Raw genomic sequence first — 15245 nt, 5'->3', positions numbered from 1 at the left:
TGATTACGGTTCATTGTTGGTGAGAATTTATGCAGTTACATGAGTTGGTCAATACAATCGGCCAAGATCTTCAGCGTCGATACGGTGAAAAAGTCCATAAACTAACGTTGCACGGTGGATTTAGTTGCCCTAACCGAGATGGCACGATTGGTCGGGGAGGATGTACTTTTTGTAATGTGGCTTCGTTTGCGGATGAAGAAGTACAGATAAAAAGTATTCACGATCAGTTGAAAGATCGTGCGGGCGAAATTCATCGAGCGAAGAAGTATCTCGCTTATTTTCAGGCTTACACAAGTACTTATGCGGAAGTGCAAGTGCTGAAAAATATGTATGAAGAAGCACTAAAAGCGGCTGATATTGTGGGATTGTGTGTCGGGACTCGTCCAGATTGCGTGCCTGATGCCGTATTAGATTTACTGTCTGACTATGTAAAGCAAGGTTATGAAATTTGGCTAGAGTTAGGGCTTCAAACCGCTAATAACGACACCCTTAAGCGCATCAATCGCGGTCATGATTTCGAATGTTATGCCGAGATCACCAAGCGTGCGCGTGCGCTAGGTATTAAAGTCTGCACTCATTTAATTGTTGGATTACCGAAAGAAAGCCGCGACGATAACATTGAGACGCTGCAAAAAGTGTTAGCCGTGGGCACGGATGGCATCAAGTTACATGGTCTTCATATCGTGGAAGGCAGCACCATGGCGAAAGCGTGGCGTGCAGGACGATTAGAGGCGCCAGAGCTAGAAGAGTATGTCGCAATTGCCAGTGAGATGATTCGTATGACGCCACCAGACGTGATTTACCATCGGGTTTCATCAGCAGCTCGTAGACCTACCTTGTTATCGCCACTGTGGTGTGAAAACCGCTGGCTGGCGATGACTGAAATTGGTCGATCCCTCAGTGAACATGGTGCTCAAGGAAGCCTAACGGGAAACGCTTTTATCTATACTAAACCGGAATTAATAGCAGATCGCTCAATAAATAACTGATATATTTTAACCAGTTTTCTTTAAAAGTTTAAACGATGGATCAGTTACTCAATTGGCTTTGGGATGGTCAAGGCGGTTATGGCTATGTCGTCTTGTTATTAATTGCTAGCGTGTGCGCGTTAGCACTGATCTATTTGCACTTTCAAACATCACTTAAGCAACTCGTAACGGATTCACCCTATCCAGTCATAGTGCTGGATACTGGCCATGCTCAGATCTTGTTATCTAACCAAGCTGCGATGCAATTATTAGGTATTCGCTCTCTAGGCACGGGATATTTGTATCCCGCTTTATTCGATATTCGTGAGCTTGAGTCGTTTCTAGACAGTGTCTCTAGCCGTCATTTTAGCCAGCAGGTATTTGATTGGCGCTTATCTGAAAGCGAATCTATCAAGGTGGAGTTGTCAGGAAGAAAGAGTTTGCTGCGCAATCACCGTGTTTGGATCATCTACGCGCAGCCCTATCAATCCACTCATCAAGAGCAGCAACAAGAGCTTGCGCAATTAACGATTGCTCGTTCGGCACTAGACTCACTCTCTGAGTTAATTTGTACCCAAGATCGCCAAGGGAATTTATTAACGACGAACCGAGCATTTGATCAATTTTGGGAAGGGCGAAGGGAAGAAGCCTGCGCATCAAAGGTTTCCATGGGTGAGGCTAGCAGAAAGAGTGAGCGCAAGTGGACGACGGATCCACAAGGTCGCAGTTGCTTATTGGAAGTGAATCAAAATTCCCTTGTGTCACCGAGTGGTGAGCTGATCGGTACATTATCCATTAGTCATGATGTGACCGAGTGGCACAAAATGCAGCAGAACCTGAGAGATGAAATGGAGCGCCGTAAAGATACAGAAGTTGCGTTGGCGCAAAGGGATACCATCTTACAGACTATTCTTGACGCTAGCCCTGACTCTATCGGTATCTTCAATGAGAATATGGTCTATCAAGCGTGTAATAAACCGTTCGTTAATGCATTAGGTATTTCAGACGTGTCTGATTTGATCGGTAAGCGCCTTCAAGATGTCATTCCTGAAGAGATGTACGCTCGCTTAGCTGCTAGTGATTTAGATGCATTGCGTCAGTCAGAACCTGTCCGATACATAGATAAAGTCGTTAGCAGTGATGGCAAAAGTACGTGGTTTGATGTGGTGAAATCGCCCTTTAAAGATAAAGCTTCAGGAACGAATGGTGTGCTGATCATGGCGCGTGATATTTCTGAACGTTACCTTGCCGAACAAAAGTTGGAGAGAGCTAATTTAGAGTTAGAAAAGTTGAGCTTTATGGATAGCTTAACTCAGGTATCGAACCGACGCCGCTTCGATGAACAACTGCAGGTACTATGGTACCACCATGCCCGCGAAAAGCTGCCGCTCACTATCATGTTGTGTGACATCGACTTTTTCAAAGATTACAACGACTGTTACGGCCATCAGCAAGGTGATGAAGCATTGGTCAGTGTTGCTACCGTATTCACAAAAGTCATCAATCGCTCTTCTGATTGTGTTGCGCGTTATGGTGGTGAGGAGTTTGGTTTTATCCTGCCGAATACCACAACGGAAGGCGCGAGCAATGTAGCGCAGCGTATTCATGAACAAATTCGGCAACTCGATATGGAGTACGACAGCTCAGAAGCTTCGGAACGTCTCACGGTCAGTATCGGTCTTGTCTCTTATATTCCTCAACATGGTGATGAACCGGAAATGGGTATTGCCATGGCTGACAGTGCGCTATACCAAGCCAAAGCGGATGGACGTAATCGCACCTGTATTCACCCAAGTTCTTGCTAACGCTTTGTGACCGCTTGCTCTAAGTTGATAGCTGATTGTTTAAATCGCCGTATTAAACACGTTAAACTTACCGAAGCCTGTGCGTTCGTTGGTTAACTTATCTTTTTATCTTGTTTAGCAAGCGCAGTTCGCACTACGTATTTTTTACTAATCACACAGACCTAAATTGCGTTAGGCCGAATATGTCTGCTCGTTTTTATCATTGAAGGGCAACATCTAGCCAGCACCATGGAGTAGTTAATGAAACCCATGAAAAATCTCGCCCAGTATTATGTCGACTTGCTAGTTAAACTGGGGATTGTTCGTTTCTCGATTTTGCTGGCCCTTGCGCTGGTGGCATTAGCCGTTGTGGTGCAGGTGGGGATTACTTTAGCTCTCAAGGGGCGAGTCGATGATATCGACATTGTCCGTTCGGTGTTTTTTGGTCTCTTGATTACACCTTGGGCGGTTTATTTTCTTTCTGTTGTTGTTGATCAGCTAGAAGAGTCTCGCCAGCGTTTAACCAAGTTGGTGTCCAAACTAAAAGACATGCGCTCGCGAGACCAAGAACTGAATTATCAACTGCAACAAAACATCGAAAAGCTCAACCAAGAAATTGAAGAGCGCATTAAAGCAGAAGAAGCTCGTGAAGAAGCAATGCAAGATCTCGAAAACGAGGTGTTCCAACGAGAGCGTACTCAGTTAGAGCTGGCGGAACGCACTGCACTACTGCGTTCATTTATTGATGCCTCGCCAGACTTAATTTACTACCGCAATGCCGATGGTGTGTTCTCCGGTTGTAACCGGGCAATGGAAGAGCTAACAGGCAAGAAAGAGCACCAGTTAGTCGGATTAAGCCCTTGGGATGTGTATAGCAAAGAAATCGCTGAGCACATCGTTGATACTGACCAAAAGGTCTTCGCCGATAATCAAGCCATCACTTACGAGCAGTGGCTAGAGTATCCTGATGGACGCAAACATTACTTTGAACTGCGTAAAGTGCCGTTTTACAGCAAAGATGGTCGTCACCTTGGCTTGGTGGGCTTTGGCCGTGATATCACTGAACGTAAACGTCATGAAGAGTCGTTAGAGAAAGCAAGCCGTGATAAAACCACTTTTATCTCAACCATCAGTCATGAACTGCGAACGCCACTAAATGGCATTGTGGGTTTAAGTCGCATGCTTCTCGATAGTCCGTTGACAGAAGAGCAGCGCAAACACATGCAGACCATCAATGTGAGTGCGATTACGCTAGGGAACATCTTCAACGATATTATCGATATGGATAAGTTTGATCGCCGCAAGCTAGAACTATTACCTGCGCCACTTAACTTCGAAGACTTCGTCGCTGAGATTGAAAGCATCTCTGCTTTGATGGCGGAGCAAAAAGGGCTGCGCTTTGACTTAGAACGTTTGAGTGATTTACCAAAAGCAATTGAAGTGGATGCGACCCGTTTGCGTCAGGTAATTTGGAACTTGGTCAGCAACGCAATGAAGTTTACCAAAGAAGGTGGCGTTGTGATGACAGTGAGCGCGGATGTCGAAGACGATTTTGCCACCATTATTATGGAAGTGGAAGACACAGGTATTGGCATACCAGAAGACGAGCTCGATAAAATCTTTGCCATGTATTACCAAGTGAAATCAGGTAAAGACAACCTACATGCTGTCGGGACTGGTATAGGCCTGGCGGTATCAAAACAGCTGATCAATATGATGGATGGTGACATTACTGTCGCCAGTGAGGAAGGTTTTGGTAGTACTTTTACCGTATCGATTCACGTTCCTATTGTGGAACTCGAAGAGCCAGTCATTGATGCAAAACGCGATAATGTGCATCTCAACATCTTTATGGTCGAAGACATTGAGCTTAACGTCACTGTTGCCAAATCGTTGCTTGAGAGCTTAGGGCACTCCGTTACCGTGGCGATGACGGGACAAGAAGCGCTCGTGAACTTTGTGCCAGAAAAATATGACTTGGCGTTGTTGGATATTCAGCTACCTGATATGACGGGGTTTGATGTCGCAAATTATTATCGCGAGCATTATAACAATCTGCCTCCATTGGTCGCCCTAACAGCTAATGTGATGAAAGATCGTCGTGAATATTTAGATAACGGTATGGATGATGCCATCAGCAAACCGCTTGCTGTGAATGCCATTCAGTCTGTAATTGATAAGTTCTTCGCGCATCAGGTAGAGCCGCAAGAGCAACCTGAGAGCATTCCAGAAACAGTGGAAGAGCCGACTCCTTCTCCTGTGATTGAGACACACTTGCTCGATATGGATATGTTAGAGTCTTACGTCGACATTGTTGGTGCCAAGCCGGTCTACGACAGCATAAAAATGTTTGAAGACATGATGCCAGACTATATTGATGTCTTAGACTCAAACATGACGGCGAAAGATCAAGATGGGATTGTTTCTGAAGCGCATAAAATTAAAGGCGCTGCAGGTTCGATTGGCCTCAAACGTATCCAAAGTGTGGCGCAGAAAGCGGAATCTCCCGATATGCCAGCATGGTGGGAAAACATTTCAGACTGGGTTGAAGAGATCAAAAATGAATACCAAAACGATATTCAAGTCCTCAAAAGTTGGTTGGAACAAAGGAAATAACATGAAAAAAATCGCACCGTTGGCGTTGGTTGTAGCATTGATGGCAGGCTGCAGTTCCGTTCCAAGTGTGAACTGGCAACAAAACAGTCAGATTACGATTAACCAGGTGAATGTCGAGCTCAAAAGTAACTTATGGGTGAACCTGATGCCGACTGTTGGGGAAGTACAAGAGCAAAGCATTCAAGGATCACTTTACCTTGAAGGAGACCAGTTACTCCCAGCCAACCTGACTGCCGAAGCGCTTATCATCAAGCAAGGGGAAAAAGAGTGGTGGGTGGATGAAGACTCTTTAGAAACTCGAACTCATAGTGAGAGCCAATGGGAAGTAGCCTTCACGTCTCAGGTAGACGCGGACACAGAAAAATCGGTTGATATCGCGGTACTTTTAGACGACGCAGGTAAACAGCGCTGGTTAGTGGAAAAATACGTGAAGATTAATAAGGTTTATTAGATTCAGTGATTGTTCGTTAATTGCTAAACCCAAAATAAAAGGGCTTGCTCAATGAGCAAGCCCTTTGCGTATTAGCGATTCAATTAGTCTTCTAGATCGCCACAGAAGCGGTAACCTTCGCCGTGGATAGTCGCGATGATTTCAGGAGTACCTGAAACAGACTCAAAGTGTTTACGAATACGACGAATCGTTACGTCTACAGTACGGTCATGCGGCTTAAGTTCACGGCCAGTCATCTTCTTAAGAAGATCGGCACGAGTTTGAATCTTACCTGGGTTCTCACAGAAGTGCAGTAGAGCTCGGAACTCAGAGCGAGGGAGCTTGTAGCTATCACCAGCAGGGCTTACTAGAGAGCGGCTGTTGATGTCCAGTACCCAACCATTGAATTCATACTTTTCTACTGAGCGTTTCTCTTCTTGCACCGCGTTAGAGCTCATTGAGCGGCTAAGTAGGTTGCGAGCACGAATAGTCAGTTCACGTGGGTTGAATGGTTTAGTGATGTAGTCATCTGCACCAATCTCAAGACCTAGGATCTTGTCCACTTCATTGTCACGGCCTGTCAGGAACATTAAAGCAATGTTCGCTTGTTCGCGTAGTTCACGCGCTAACAGAAGGCCATTCTTGCCTGGAAGATTAATGTCCATAATAACCAAGTTGACTGAGTTGTCAGACAACACTTGGTGCATCTCTTCACCGTCACTGGCTTCAAAAACAGCGTATCCCTCTGCTTCAAAAATACTCTTAAGAGTGTTACGAGTTACTTGCTCATCTTCAACGATAAGAATCTGCGGGGTTTGCATTGGCGGTACCTAAATTTGTGACAAAATTGTGCTAATAGAATAAATTCTAGGCAAAAATATAACATACAGGTAATGTGATTTTGATAATAAATCAAGTTGATCAAAAAAACACTTCTTTCAGTTATCCGCCCTCCATGGAATTTTGCCAACTCACCAGTATCCAATGGCGACGTTTATTCTAAAGGGCTTGTTTACCTTTCATTTCCTGCTTTCTGTGGGGCCTGAAACGTAAACACCCTAAGATATGGAGCGGATTTTATATTGTTAACAGCATGCTAACAATGCTCAAATGTTAATTCCATTCAGTTTGTTGATTTATATCAATTGATGAAATGTAACTGTTATTAATCGTTTAAGACTTATGATAGAAAAAAGTAATACGAACATAGACGCATCGTTATGGAATGCTTATTCAGAATCTTTTTTCAGATTCGAGGCCGAGTGGTGCGTTTCAAACTACGCTGTGATAACCGCTTGGAACCCATACAGTAATTTGCGGTCCAAAGAAGAGAACTGCATAAGCAATCAAGCATTAGAAACACTGCTACAGCACGTTAATTACGCGCCTATCACAGTAGGTGACAGCTCTTTTACATGGTATGAGGAAAGCTTTGCCGTCGAGTTATCACCAGAGGCGGCGGTCGCATTGGCGAATGACTTTCAGCAAAACGCGATTTACTACGTCATTGATGATCAACTTTACCTTATTGCGTGCTCACAGCCGAAAGTGTTGCATAAGTTAGGCTCCCTTAAGCCTCGACTCGTATAGGAAAGGATACTACTCACTGAAGCACTGCTTGGGTGAGAAAATTCACGGAGGAAATATGAGAGACATTACACCCGATATTTGTGACCAATTTGAAGACCAAGTTACCCTGCTTACTTTGCCACTGCAGAACTTTGGTCAACGCACCGCTTTTTACGGAGAAATTGTCACAGTGCGTTGCTATCACGACAACTCAAAAGTACGTGAAGTACTGGGCGAAGATGGGACGGGGAAAGTATTGATTGTTGACGGACATGGTTCGTGTCAGAAAGCATTGCTTGGCGATCAATTAGCAATACTCGGAATAGAAAATGGGTGGGAAGGCATTATTGTCTATGGTGCAATACGCGACGTAGCACAAATATCTCAGATGGACATTGGTGTGCAAGCACTTGGTACCAATCCGTTTAAGACAGAGAAGCGAGGTATGGGAGAGGTCAATGTGACCTTAACGATGCAAAACCAAATCGTGCAGCCGAAGCATTATGTGTACGCTGATTGGAATGGTGTGTTGATTTCAAAGCAAAAATTAGATTTCTAAAAACGAAAGCCTAAACCTACCTCAATACCTTGTTGCCAATCTTGGTAATCAAGAGTCGCGTGAAAATCCAGTTTATCGGTGATTTTTACGCGACTTGAGACTTCAGCTGCGAGGCTGCTGTCTTCTTGGCGAATACCTTCCGTAGTCTCATTCTTGTAAGAGCGAACCGTACTTTTTAGTGTGACACGATCATTGAAGTGATAGCTGATCCCACTCAAAAAACCGCTTTGGTTTTGGGTTGGAGAGTTGTTGACTCGTGCACCGACGTAAACGTCTACGGAGTCAAAGAGTTCGTACGCATAACCCGTGTCGATATTCCAAACATCGAAACTGTCAGATTGATAGCTGTCGCTGGAAATAAATAGTTTATGAGGAGAAGGGGATGTTTTGCCTGGAAGAGGCGGAAGCTCGTTTGCTAGACAAACGCCAGGCACAAAAAACAGCAACAGAAAAAGCCCTCTTTTCATGCTCACCACTCCTTGTGTCAACTTTTTTATTAGTATGTGCCCAAAGCTTCTCACTATTAAAGCATAGAATATGAAAGCTAGCTCACCTATTTTCTAAATAATTCGATCCTGTGAACATAGGTCACAGTTAAGTTGTTGTTAAGTGTCAACAACTCCCTTTCATAATTTGATCTTACGCTTTATGACGAAGATCAGACTAGTTATGGAGTAAAAAGTGAGACTGATGACGATGGGATGAGCCCCCTACAAAAATAAGCGACAGATTTCCTAACGAGCAATAACATCCAATTAGCTTTAAATATCAATAAGATTGCTTAGCAGAAATCGCTGTAAGACTGAAAAACAAACAATTTTTTGTTGACTATGAATCGGAAACTCGGTAAACGTAGAGTTAAGCAAACACAATTAACGTTGAATATTTATTTATGCCATCTAACAGCCTAGTAGTAATGACCACGACCATTATTATTACCGACACGACACATGTTGGGGCAGGCTGCTGAGCGAAAGAAATTCACAAAAAAGGCCTGTATCCAACAAGATACAGGCCTTTTTTTATGCTTTTTTATCCAGAATTTAGACAAGTTTGAGAAGATATACCGGAGGAAGGGATGCGAGTATTGAAGTTTGGCGGTTCATCACTAGCTGATGCAGATCGCTTTTTAAGAGCGGCAGACATCATTGCCAATAACGCTCAACAAGAAGAAGTGGCGGTTGTTCTTTCAGCCCCAGGTAAAACAACAAATAAGTTGGTTGCGGTCATTGAAGGCGCGTTGCGCAATGGTGAAGCAGAGCTGCAAATAAAAGAGTTGGATGAATCGTTTAAAACGCTATTCACTCAAATCCAAGCAGTACTACCCAATATTGATGGCTCAGCTTTCGATAACCAAGTGAAAACCTCGCTATCTCAATTACGTCAATTTGTTCACGGCATCAATCTATTAGGTATGTGCCCAAACAACGTAAATGCGCGCATTATCAGTAAAGGTGAGCGTGTTTCCATTCAGTTGATGAAAGCTGTCTTGGAGGCGAAGGGACAACAAGCGAGCTTGATCGATCCTGTCGAGTATCTGTATGCCCAAGGTGATCATCTTGAAGCTATGGTTGATGTGGATATTTCAACGCAAAACTTCCGTCAAAACCCCCTTCCTCAGGGCCACGTGAACATTATGCCGGGCTTTACAGCTGGCAACGAAAAAGGAGAGCTTGTCACGCTGGGTCGTAATGGCTCTGACTACTCGGCAGCGGTTCTTGCAGCTTGCTTACGCGCAGACTGCTGTGAAATCTGGACCGACGTTGATGGTGTATACAACTGTGACCCACGTTTAGTCGAAGATGCTCGCCTACTTAAATCACTAAGCTACCAAGAAGCGATGGAGCTTTCTTATTTTGGTGCTTCCGTTCTGCACCCGAAAACCATCGCCCCTATTGCTCAATTCCACATTCCATGTCTGATCAAAAACAGCTTTAACCCTCAAGGTGCAGGTACTCTTATCGGCCAAGATACTGGTGAAGATAATCTTGCGATCAAAGGTATTACAACACTTAACGACCTAACCATGGTTAACGTATCAGGCCCTGGTATGAAAGGCATGGTAGGCATGGCGAGCCGTGTATTCGGTGCGATGTCGTCTGCTGGTGTATCTATTGTTCTGATCACTCAGTCTTCTTCTGAATACAGCATCAGCTTCTGTATTGAGGCTGAAGATAAAGCGAAAGCGCAGCAAGTGCTGGCAGATGCGTTCGAGCTAGAACTGAAAGATGGCTTACTAGAACCGGTCGAGTTTATTGATAATGTTTCAATCATTACGCTTGTTGGTGACGGTATGCGCACATCGCGTGGTGTGGCTTCTCGCTTCTTCTCTTCTCTTGCTGAAGTGAACGTGAATATCGTGGCGATAGCACAAGGCTCATCAGAACGTGCGATTTCTGCCGTTATTCCAGAAGACAAAATTTCTGAGGCGATCAAAGCGTGTCACGAAAACCTATTCAACTCGAAACACTTCCTCGATGTGTTCGTTGTTGGTGTTGGTGGTGTGGGTGGCGAGCTGGTGGATCAGATCGAACGCCAACAAGTCAAACTTGCTGAGAAAGGCATTGTGATTCGAGTTTGTGGTTTAGCAAACAGTAAAGGTCTTTTGCTTGATAGCGAAGGCTTGCCGCTCGAGCACTGGCGTGATCGTATGTCAGCAGCAACAGAAGAGTTCAGCCTAGCGCGTCTGATTTCTTTGGTACAACGCAATCATATTATCAACCCAGTATTGGTTGATTGTACTTCCAGTGAAGACATTGCTAAACAATACGCCGACTTCCTAGCGGCAGGTTTTCATGTTGTAACACCAAACAAAAAAGCAAACACAGCAAGCATGGCGTACTACCATCAGCTTCGCGATGTGGCTCGTAGCTCCCGTCGTAAATTGATGTATGAAACAACCGTAGGTGCAGGCCTACCGGTTATTGAAAACCTGCAAAACCTAATTTCTGCAGGCGATGAACTGGAGCGTTTCAGCGGTATTCTTTCCGGTTCTCTTTCTTATATTTTCGGTAAGTTAGATGAGGGAATGAGCTTAAGTGAAGCGACGAATATCGCAAAAGAAAATGGCTTTACTGAACCAGATCCTCGTGATGATCTGTCTGGTATGGATGTCGCGCGTAAGTTGTTGATCCTAGCTCGTGAAGCGGGCATGTCACTAGAGCTTGAAGACGTTGTTGTTGACCAAGCGCTACCGCCAGGCTTTGATGATTCAGGCAGTGTTGATGAGTTTATGGCGCGTCTCCCAGAAGCGGACGCTTACTTCAAAGAGTTATCGGCTAAAGCAGCAGAAGAAGGCAAAGTACTGCGTTACGTTGGTGAAATTAACGAGGGCAAGTGCACAGTAAGCATCGCTGCGGTGGATGAAAACGATCCGATGTATAAAATCAAAGACGGTGAAAACGCACTGGCATTTTACAGCCGTTACTACCAGCCAATCCCACTTGTGTTGCGTGGCTATGGCGCAGGTACTGAGGTAACGGCTGCGGGTGTATTCTCTGACGTGATGCGTACTTTAGGTTGGAAACTAGGGGTATAACAAGAATGAGTTCAAGTGATATGGATGTAGTGGTTTATGCCCCAGCATCAATTGGTAATGTAAGTGTTGGTTTTGATGTGTTGGGGGCGGCGGTGTCCCCAGTGGATGGGACCTTGCTAGGTGACAGAGTGCAAGTTAAGGCAGGGACTGAGCCGTTCAGTCTGAAAACTGCGGGTCATTTTGTTTCTAAGTTGCCTACAGAGCCAAAAGAAAACATCGTTTACGATTGTTGGCTGGTGTTTTCTCGCGAGCTAGATAAAAAAGGTGTTGAGCTAAAACCACTTGAAATGACGCTAGAAAAGAACATGCCAATCGGCTCAGGTTTAGGCTCAAGTGCATGTTCTATCGTGGCGGCGCTGGATGCCTTAAACCGATTCCATGGTCAACCGCTGAATGAGACTGAGCTGCTAGCACTGATGGGGGAAATGGAAGGCAAAATCTCTGGTGGTATTCACTACGATAACGTCGCGCCGTGTTACCTTGGTGGTGTTCAGTTGATGCTTGAAGAGCTTGGTATCATCAGTCAAGAAGTGCCTTGTTTTGATGATTGGTACTGGGTCATGGCGTATCCGGGAATCAAAGTATCAACAGCAGAAGCGCGTGAGATCCTACCATCTCAATACCGCCGACAAGATATCATCGCTCATGGTCGTCACCTTGCGGGCTTTATTCATGCGTGTCATTCTGGTCAGCCAGAACTTGCTGCAAAAATGATCAAAGACGTGATCGCAGAACCGTATCGTGAGAAACTGCTTCCGGGCTTTGCGAATGCACGTCAATACGCTGCATCAGCAGGTGCGTTAGCAACCGGTATTTCTGGCAGTGGTCCAACACTGTTCAGTATTTGCAAAGAGAAAGATGTCGCTGAGCGAGTTGCTCGCTGGTTAGAACAGAACTACGTACAAAACGAAGAAGGATTCGTCCACGTTTGTCGTCTAGATAAGCAGGGTTCGAAAGTAACAGGAAGTGAGCTATGAAGCTTTACAATATAAAAGAAAATGATGAACAAGTTTCCTTTGGCCAAGCCGTTCGCCAAGGGTTAGGCCGTAACCAAGGTCTATTTTTCCCATCGGAATTACCAAAGTTTGAAGACGTTGATGCGCTACTGGCAGAAGACTTTGTTTCTCGTAGCACTAAGATTTTATCAGCGTTTATCGGTGATGAGCTGGCGGAAGAGCAAGTCAACGCGCTTGTGGACGCAGCGTTCCAATTCCCTGCGCCAATCAATCAAGTCAAAGACGGTGTTTACGCGTTAGAGCTTTTCCATGGTCCAACGCTGGCATTTAAAGATTTTGGCGGTCGCTTTATGGCGCAATCTCTTGCGGCGGTATCGGACGGTGGCAAGATCACTATTCTGACTGCGACTTCTGGCGATACTGGCGCAGCCGTTGCACACGCTTTCTATGGTATGGAAGACATCAACGTTGTGATTCTTTACCCGAAAGGCAAGATCAGCCCACTGCAAGAGAAGCTATTCTGTACGCTAGGCAAGAACATTCACACTGTCGCGATCGATGGCGACTTCGATGCGTGCCAGGCACTGGTTAAGCAAGCTTTCGATGATTCCGCACTGCGTGAAGAGATCGGCCTGAACTCTGCAAACTCAATCAACATCAGCCGTTTGATGGCGCAAATCTGTTACTACTTTGAAGCAGCTGCGCAAATGAGCAAACAAGAGCGTGAAAACCTAGTTGTGTCTGTACCAAGTGGTAACTTTGGTAACCTAACTGCTGGTCTACTGGCAAAAGCGCTGGGTCTGCCGATCAAACGCTTTATCGCTGCAACTAACGCTAATGACACGGTTCCGCGCTACCTAGAAACAGGTAAGTGGGAGCCAAAACCAACGGTTGCAACGACATCGAACGCAATGGATGTAAGTCAACCGAACAACTGGCCGCGTATTGAAGAGCTCTGCCGAGTGAAAGAGTGGGGCCTAGAGACACTAGGTAAAGGCGCGGTTTCAGATGAGCAAAGCGCACAATCTGTGAAAGACTTGTACTCATTGGGCTACTTATGTGAACCGCACGGTGCGATTGCTTACCGCGTTCTTGAAGAGCAACTGCAAGAAGGTGAAACCGGTCTGTTCCTATGTACTGCTCACCCTGCGAAGTTCAAAGAAGTGGTGGATGATATTCTAGAATCAGACATCGACCTTCCTGCGCCACTAGCGAAGCACGCTGCGATGGAGTTGCTATCGGAAGATCTCGACGCAGACTTTGATGCATTGAAACAAGTACTGCGCCGCGTACAGTAATTATTAAAATGATGAACGACGAAAGGTGAATGAGCAATCATTCGCCTTTTTTATTGTCGGTAAGTCTCGACTCTCTTTATGATTGAGAAATGAACTTAAAGATGGAAATAGAAGCATGCATTTTTTGATTTTTCTAGGCTCAGTAAGGGACAGCACACCGCCACGACCAGCCCGCTTGGGCATGCGAGTGAGTAGAGCTTGTGAAACGTTGTTTAAGAATCAGTATTCGCAACATACCGTCGAAATCATTGACCCATTGAACTACGACTTTGACGACGTGTTTAAGCCTGAGTTTGCTTACCATCGCGCTAAAGTGCCAGCCCACTTGAGAGAACTGGCAGACAAAATTAAAAGTGCCGATGGGTACGTGATGGTCAGTCCGGAATATAACCATTCGATGAGTCCTGCCTTGGCTAATATGCTTAACCATTTTGGTAGTTCGCTGTTTTCTTATAAGCCAAGTGCTATCGTGACCTATTCTGCTGGACAATGGGGTGGTGTTCGAGCTGCAGTGTCGATGCGTACCTTCTTATCTGAACTTGGATGTTTACCTGTCTCGGCGATGATTCACATTCCGAAAGCGCAAGAAGTGTTTGACGAACAGGGTGTCGTTGCGGATGAATTGCAGCAGACGCAGTGGGACAGCTATATGAATCGCGCAATACATCAACTCATTTGGTGGGCAGAAGGCGCTTCACAACAAAGAGAAAGGCTTGACCCAACCTCACTGGCTGAAGTGTTTAAGAAGGATCCGTCACAGAGAAATGCTCCGTAAAGGAACAGAACGGTTAGATGCATGGAAAAACAAAAAAAGCTTGGCCATTGAGACCAAGCTTTTTAAATGTGAGTAAGTCGATTTTATTGAGATTATAGCGTCTCAGTAAAAGTACGAGCGATGACATCACGTTGTTGCTCTGGAGTTAGCGAGTTGAAACGTACTGCGTAACCAGAAACACGGATTGTTAGCTGTGGGTATTTCTCTGGGTGTGCAACTGCATCTTCTAGTGTTTCGCGTTTAAGCACGTTCACGTTTAGGTGTTGACCGCCTTCGATGCGAGGAGCTGTTTCGATTGCTACTTCACGGCTTTCGTATTCACCTAGATCGCTGATTGCGATAACTTGGTCTGCTTCGTAGCCAGCAGTTGCAGCAACACAACGAGCTTCATTTTTTTCGCTATCTAATAGCCAGATAGAGTTTAGTAGGTCGTCGTTTGCCGCTTTTGTAATTTGGATACCTTGGATCATCACTATCTCCTAGACCACTTACGTGGTGATTATTGGTGTTAATTTTCGAATTTTCGTTGAGCTGAGTATTATATAGCTAATATCCACTATTTTAATATTGATTTAAGTCAAAAAACAACCAAAAACATTATTTTTATTAAGGTGATTTTGTTGAGTTAAATCAATAAAACCTTTGAAAACAAACTAATTACAATTTATTTGATAATATAAAAAATATTTAATAACTCATTTTGTTGTAAATTTACTACAAATTGAGCTTAAAGTTTAAACTGATTAACGCAA

At 44.8% G+C, this 15245-nt stretch carries 14 protein-coding genes and 1 other annotated feature; of the genes, 11 read left to right on the top strand and 3 right to left on the bottom strand.

Annotated features, from left to right (window positions below; translation table 11 throughout):
* Positions 1–29: 29 nt before the first annotated feature.
* The 4 genes from ACWYVB_RS15270 (at position 30) to ACWYVB_RS15255 (ending at position 5819) form a co-directional block, all read left to right on the top strand.
* Positions 30–989, top strand: coding sequence for a TIGR01212 family radical SAM protein (locus ACWYVB_RS15270; RefSeq protein WP_005396316.1), 960 nt, complete (start codon positions 30–32; stop codon positions 987–989).
* Positions 990–1024: 35 nt separating this feature from the next.
* Entirely contained in the window at positions 1025–2773 is a 1749-nt protein-coding gene (locus ACWYVB_RS15265; protein WP_317410734.1) for a sensor domain-containing diguanylate cyclase, read from the top strand.
* Between the two features lie 240 nt (positions 2774–3013).
* Positions 3014–5368: an aerobic respiration two-component sensor histidine kinase ArcB gene (arcB, locus tag ACWYVB_RS15260; protein ID WP_457529380.1), complete on the top strand. Its 2355-nt coding sequence runs from the start codon at positions 3014–3016 to the stop codon at positions 5366–5368.
* A gap of 1 nt (position 5369) precedes the next feature.
* On the top strand, positions 5370–5819 hold the full coding sequence (locus tag ACWYVB_RS15255; RefSeq protein ID WP_005396313.1) for a putative periplasmic lipoprotein: 450 nt from the start codon (positions 5370–5372) through the stop codon (positions 5817–5819).
* An 83-nt stretch (positions 5820–5902) separates the two neighbouring features.
* Here the strand turns inward: ACWYVB_RS15255 and arcA are convergent, their stop codons facing one another.
* Positions 5903–6619, bottom strand: a complete 717-nt coding sequence (arcA, locus tag ACWYVB_RS15250) for a two-component system response regulator ArcA (RefSeq protein WP_005381824.1) — start codon at positions 6617–6619, stop codon at positions 5903–5905.
* A 361-nt stretch (positions 6620–6980) separates the two neighbouring features.
* Between arcA and ACWYVB_RS15245 the strand changes: the two genes are divergently transcribed.
* Together ACWYVB_RS15245 and ACWYVB_RS15240 are read left to right on the top strand one after the other, a co-directional pair.
* Positions 6981–7388 carry a DUF3293 domain-containing protein gene (locus ACWYVB_RS15245; protein ID WP_031780532.1) on the top strand — a complete coding sequence of 136 codons (408 nt, stop codon included), beginning with the start codon at positions 6981–6983 and terminating at the stop codon, positions 7386–7388.
* A gap of 55 nt (positions 7389–7443) precedes the next feature.
* The gene (locus ACWYVB_RS15240; RefSeq protein ID WP_005396309.1) at positions 7444–7926 is read left to right on the top strand and encodes a putative 4-hydroxy-4-methyl-2-oxoglutarate aldolase; all 483 of its coding nucleotides are present in this window, start codon (positions 7444–7446) and stop codon (positions 7924–7926) included.
* Here the strand turns inward: ACWYVB_RS15240 and ACWYVB_RS15235 are convergent.
* Positions 7923–8393 (bottom strand): ribonuclease regulator, encoded by a 471-nt coding sequence (locus ACWYVB_RS15235; protein WP_192943672.1) that lies wholly within the window; start codon positions 8391–8393, stop codon positions 7923–7925. The two genes, ACWYVB_RS15240 and ACWYVB_RS15235, sit on opposite strands and share 4 nt — an antisense overlap.
* 425 nt (positions 8394–8818) lie before the next feature.
* Between ACWYVB_RS15235 and thrL the strand changes: the two genes are divergently transcribed.
* The 5 genes from thrL (at position 8819) to ACWYVB_RS15210 (ending at position 14493) form a co-directional block, all read left to right on the top strand.
* The gene (thrL, locus tag ACWYVB_RS15230) at positions 8819–8896 is read left to right on the top strand and encodes a thr operon leader peptide (RefSeq protein ID WP_074192076.1); all 78 of its coding nucleotides are present in this window, start codon (positions 8819–8821) and stop codon (positions 8894–8896) included.
* Positions 8832–8951, top strand: a sequence feature (Thr leader region). It overlaps the preceding gene by 65 nt.
* Before the next feature lie 53 nt (positions 8952–9004).
* A complete protein-coding gene (gene thrA, locus ACWYVB_RS15225) occupies positions 9005–11464 on the top strand; it encodes a bifunctional aspartate kinase/homoserine dehydrogenase I (protein WP_074192050.1) in 2460 nt (819 codons plus the stop codon).
* Between the two features lie 20 nt (positions 11465–11484).
* On the top strand, positions 11485–12441 hold the full coding sequence (gene thrB / locus ACWYVB_RS15220) for a homoserine kinase (protein WP_046873972.1): 957 nt from the start codon (positions 11485–11487) through the stop codon (positions 12439–12441).
* A complete protein-coding gene (gene thrC / locus ACWYVB_RS15215) occupies positions 12438–13718 on the top strand; it encodes a threonine synthase (protein WP_301616200.1) in 1281 nt (426 codons plus the stop codon). The genes thrB and thrC overlap by 4 nt, the downstream gene beginning before the upstream one ends.
* A 115-nt stretch (positions 13719–13833) precedes the next feature.
* On the top strand, positions 13834–14493 hold the full coding sequence (locus ACWYVB_RS15210; RefSeq protein ID WP_203346654.1) for an NADPH-dependent FMN reductase: 660 nt from the start codon (positions 13834–13836) through the stop codon (positions 14491–14493).
* Positions 14494–14585: 92 nt separating this feature from the next.
* Here ACWYVB_RS15210 and grcA read toward each other — a convergent pair whose 3' ends face one another.
* The gene (gene grcA / locus ACWYVB_RS15205; protein WP_005381814.1) at positions 14586–14963 is read right to left on the bottom strand and encodes an autonomous glycyl radical cofactor GrcA; all 378 of its coding nucleotides are present in this window, start codon (positions 14961–14963) and stop codon (positions 14586–14588) included.
* Between the last annotated feature and the right edge of the window lie 282 nt (positions 14964–15245).

It is taken from the genome of Vibrio sp. JZG10, from assembly GCF_054064075.1.
This window is presented reverse-complemented; position numbering and strand designations above follow the sequence as displayed.

Excerpts from the sequence above, each read along its gene's own strand:
- ACWYVB_RS15270 (WP_005396316.1), top strand. The coding sequence starts at position 30 with ATGCAGTTACATGAGTTGGTCAATACAATCGGCCAAGATCTTCAGCGT.
- ACWYVB_RS15265 (WP_317410734.1), top strand. The coding sequence starts at position 1,025 with ATGGATCAGTTACTCAATTGGCTTTGGGATGGTCAAGGCGGTTATGGC.
- arcB (WP_457529380.1), top strand. The coding sequence starts at position 3,014 with ATGAAACCCATGAAAAATCTCGCCCAGTATTATGTCGACTTGCTAGTT.
- ACWYVB_RS15255 (WP_005396313.1), top strand. The coding sequence starts at position 5,370 with ATGAAAAAAATCGCACCGTTGGCGTTGGTTGTAGCATTGATGGCAGGC.
- arcA (WP_005381824.1), bottom strand. The coding sequence starts at position 6,619 with ATGCAAACCCCGCAGATTCTTATCGTTGAAGATGAGCAAGTAACTCGT.
- ACWYVB_RS15245 (WP_031780532.1), top strand. The coding sequence starts at position 6,981 with ATGATAGAAAAAAGTAATACGAACATAGACGCATCGTTATGGAATGCT.
- ACWYVB_RS15240 (WP_005396309.1), top strand. The coding sequence starts at position 7,444 with ATGAGAGACATTACACCCGATATTTGTGACCAATTTGAAGACCAAGTT.
- ACWYVB_RS15235 (WP_192943672.1), bottom strand. The coding sequence starts at position 8,393 with ATGAAAAGAGGGCTTTTTCTGTTGCTGTTTTTTGTGCCTGGCGTTTGT.
- thrL (WP_074192076.1), top strand. The coding sequence starts at position 8,819 with ATGCCATCTAACAGCCTAGTAGTAATGACCACGACCATTATTATTACC.
- thrA (WP_074192050.1), top strand. The coding sequence starts at position 9,005 with ATGCGAGTATTGAAGTTTGGCGGTTCATCACTAGCTGATGCAGATCGC.
- thrB (WP_046873972.1), top strand. The coding sequence starts at position 11,485 with ATGGATGTAGTGGTTTATGCCCCAGCATCAATTGGTAATGTAAGTGTT.
- thrC (WP_301616200.1), top strand. The coding sequence starts at position 12,438 with ATGAAGCTTTACAATATAAAAGAAAATGATGAACAAGTTTCCTTTGGC.
- ACWYVB_RS15210 (WP_203346654.1), top strand. The coding sequence starts at position 13,834 with ATGCATTTTTTGATTTTTCTAGGCTCAGTAAGGGACAGCACACCGCCA.
- grcA (WP_005381814.1), bottom strand. The coding sequence starts at position 14,963 with ATGATCCAAGGTATCCAAATTACAAAAGCGGCAAACGACGACCTACTA.